The organism is Polaromonas sp. P1_G4, from assembly GCF_056405475.1.
In genome coordinates, this window is the sequence record NZ_JBFUCA010000478.1 from 1 (window position 1) to 3328 (window position 3328).

Consider the following 3328-nt stretch of genomic DNA (forward strand, 5'->3'; position numbering starts at 1 on the left):
GTCCAGCCTGCTGTGGGCGGCCGGCGGCGTCAACCGCGACGACGGCGGGCGCACGGCGCCTTCGGCGCTGGGCGCGCATGAGATCGAGATTTTCGCGGCCCTGCCGGCCGGCGCCTACCGCTACGACGCCGCCAGGCACGAGTTGCATCTGGCCGCGGGTGCCGACCTGCGGCGCATCACCGGCTACCAGGATTTTGTCGACGATGCGCCGCTGGACCTGGTCTATGTCGCTGACCATGCGCGCATGCGCTTTATCCCCGCCGGCCGCCGCGAGGCCTATGCGCATGTCGCGGCCGGGGCCATGGCGCAGAACGCCTACCTCTACGCCGCCAGCAGCGGCCTGGGCGCGGTGATACGCGCGTGGATAGACCAAGCGGCGATCGCCGATGCGCTGGGCCTGACGCACGACCAGCAGGTGCTGCTGTCACAGACCATCGGCTACCCCGCGGCGGCCTGAACCACGCGCCGTACCCATGTCCAGCCCAGCGGTGCTCTCCGTACGCCGGCTTTGCAAGACCTACGGGTCGGGCGAGACCGCCGTGCACGCGCTTCGCGACGTGAACCTGGAGGTCCGGGCCGGCGAGTTCATCGTGCTTCTCGGCGCATCGGGCAGCGGGAAATCGACGCTGCTGAACATCATCGGCGGGCTGGACGTTCCCACGAGCGGCGAGCTTGAATTCGACGGCCATGCGCTCAACGGCGCCGGCGATACGGAACTCACCGGGTACAGGCGCAGGCACGTGGGCTTCGTATTCCAGTTCTACAACGAGGCGCTGGCCGACCTGCGGGCCGGCCGGCTCAACGGGGCCGCCGTACTGGTACCTTGATCCAGCATCAGGGGCCGCCCCCTCCAAGTCTCAAAATGCGCACTGTCTGCGCTATATCAAACGCGCCGGTCTACGACGCGCCTAAGCTGGCGCTATGAAGATCCAATTCCTCGGTGCCACCGACACCGTCACCGGCTCCAAATACCTGGTCCGCCACGGCGAGTCCACGGTGCTGGTCGACTGCGGGCTGTTCCAGGGCTACAAGCCGCTGCGGCTGCGCAACTGGTCTCCGTTACCGGTGGACCCGGCCAGCATCGATGCCGTGATCCTCACGCATGCTCATATCGACCACAGCGGCTACCTTCCGCTGCTGGCGCGACAAGGGTTCAAAGGCAAGGTATTCTGCACCCCGGGCACGGCCGACCTGTGCCGCATCCTGCTGCCCGACGCCGGCCACCTGCAGGAAGAAGAAGCCGAATACGCCAACCGGCACGGCTTTTCGAAGCACGCACCGGCCCTGCCGCTGTACACGCGCGAGGACGCGCTGCGCTGCCTCAAGCTGCTGCACCCGGTGCCCAGCGGCAAACACTGGCACCCGGCGCCGGGCTTGAACGCCAGCCTGACACCTTCGGGCCATATGGTGGGCTCGTCTTTTGTGCGGCTGGACAACGGCTCGCGCTCCATCCTGTTTTCCGGGGACATAGGCCGCCCCAACGACCTTGTGCTCAAGCCGCCTTCGCAGATGGACGGCGCCGACTACCTGGTGGTGGAATCCACTTATGGGGAYCGTCTACATAAGGACTCCGACCCTCTGCTGGCGCTGGGCCAGGTAATCAACCGCACGGCCGCGCGCGGCGGGGTGGTGGTGATCCCGGCTTTTGCGGTGGGGCGCGCGCAAAGCCTGCTGCACTGCATTGAAATCCTCAAAACCCAGGGCGTGATTACGCGCAAACTGCCTGTGTATCTCAATAGCCCGATGGCGGCCAAAGCGACGCAGGTGTACCTCAAGCACAAGGCCGAACTGCGGCTGACACCCGCGGAGTGCGAAGCCATGGCACATACCGCCCACATCGTCGAGTCACCCGAGGAGTCGCGCCTGCTCAATGCCAAACATGGTCCCATGGTCATCATCGCCGCCAGCGGCATGGCGACCGGCGGACGTGTGGTCCACCATCTCAAAGCCTTCGCGCCCGACAAGCGCAACACCATCGTGTTTGCCGGCTTCCAGCCCGGCGGCACGCGCGGCGCGCTCATCGCCGGCGGCGCGCCCTCGGTGCGCATCCACGGCCAGGACGTGCCGGTGCGCGCAGAAGTGGCGCTGCTGGACGACCTGTCGGCCCATTCGGATGCGGTTGAAATCATGGGTTGGCTGCGCGGCTTCAAGTCCGCGCCCAGGCAGACCTTCATCACCCACGGCGAGCCAGCAGCGGCCGACGCCATGCGCCAGCGGATCGAACGTGAACTGCATTGGCCCTGCCACCTGCCCTGCTATCTGGAGTCGGTTTCTCTCAGCTGAGTACAGACCGATGCATCACCAGCCATGTAGATGCTGGTCACCTGGTGTCTGCTGTGACGGCTTTCAGGTATCCAGCGGTTCGGCCAGCCCGTGCTTGAGCGCGTAGCGGATCAACTCGCTCTGACTATGAAGACCCATCTTTTGCATGAGATGGGCCTTGTGAGTGCTAACGGTCTTAACCGACAGATTTAATGTCGTGCCGATATTAGTAATAGAAATGCCTGCCACCAGGAATTGCAGGACTTCAAACTCGCGATTGGACAGGCAGTCGTGCGAAGCTGTTTGGCCTCCGGGCATAGCGCCCAATGCAAGCTGCTCGGCAACCTCGGCACTGATAAAGGCGCCACCAGAAGCCACCTTGCGTATGGCCTGCTCCAACTGAGCTGGTRCGCTCTCTTTGGTCAGGTAACCGCTGGCGCCGTTCTTGATGGCTCTCACAGCATATTGGAGTTCTTGGTGCATGCTCAAAATGAGCATCCGTAATTGCGGTCTTTCATTACGGATCAGCTTAATCAGCTCCATGCCACTGCGCCCCGGCATAGAGAGATCCAAAATCAGTATGTCAAAGGCCAAGCCACGCACCTGTTGCATCACTTCGGTGCCGTTCCCCGCCTCTCCAGCCACTTCCACGTCTTCCATAGACGAAACAATGCGCTTGAGGCCCTCTCGCAYAATTGCGTGGTCGTCGGCTATGACAATCCTGATCATTTGACACTCCCAGCTTTGGCTACGGTGACCTATCGACTGTGACTAAACAATGCAGCCTGGCATCACGTCACTGAGCGCAGAAGAGGGTAAAGACGAGTACAGACTCAGCTGTTGCCATTCGATCTTATTCCTGTACCTCATTGCGATACAGCGATAGATGCGTATCTGCTCATCGTTTTTCAAAGCAGTCCGCTCGCAGGATTGCTTTTCGGTCAACGGCGTCCAGCGAGATTGGCATCAATTAGAACTAAGGTCTGTGCAGCAGTGTGTTGTTGACGTGAATCAAGCCTGCGGTACTGAGGCGCTCCTAGACTGCGGCACATCAACACAGGAGAAC

At 62.3% G+C, this 3328-nt stretch carries 3 protein-coding genes and 1 pseudogene; 3 read left to right on the forward strand and 1 reads right to left on the reverse strand.

What is annotated here, in order from left to right:
* The 3 genes and pseudogenes from AC1D1X_RS19060 to AC1D1X_RS19070 all read left to right on the forward strand — a co-directional run.
* On the forward strand, nt 1-457 hold a 457-nt coding region (locus AC1D1X_RS19060), incomplete at its 5' end, for a nitroreductase family protein (protein WP_477698899.1).
* A gap of 16 nt (nt 458-473) precedes the next feature.
* Nucleotides 474-767: pseudogene (locus AC1D1X_RS19065) on the forward strand (ATP-binding cassette domain-containing protein); the annotation flags it as partial.
* A gap of 154 nt (nt 768-921) precedes the next feature.
* The gene (locus AC1D1X_RS19070; RefSeq protein WP_477669579.1) at nt 922-2283 is read left to right on the forward strand and encodes an MBL fold metallo-hydrolase; all 1362 of its coding nucleotides are present in this window, start codon (nt 922-924) and stop codon (nt 2281-2283) included.
* 63 nt (nt 2284-2346) lie between these two features.
* Here the strand turns inward: AC1D1X_RS19070 and AC1D1X_RS19075 are convergent, their stop codons facing one another.
* Nucleotides 2347-2991, reverse strand: coding sequence for a response regulator (locus AC1D1X_RS19075; RefSeq protein ID WP_477698900.1), 645 nt, complete (start codon nt 2989-2991; stop codon nt 2347-2349).
* Nucleotides 2992-3328: the final 337 nt, after the last annotated feature.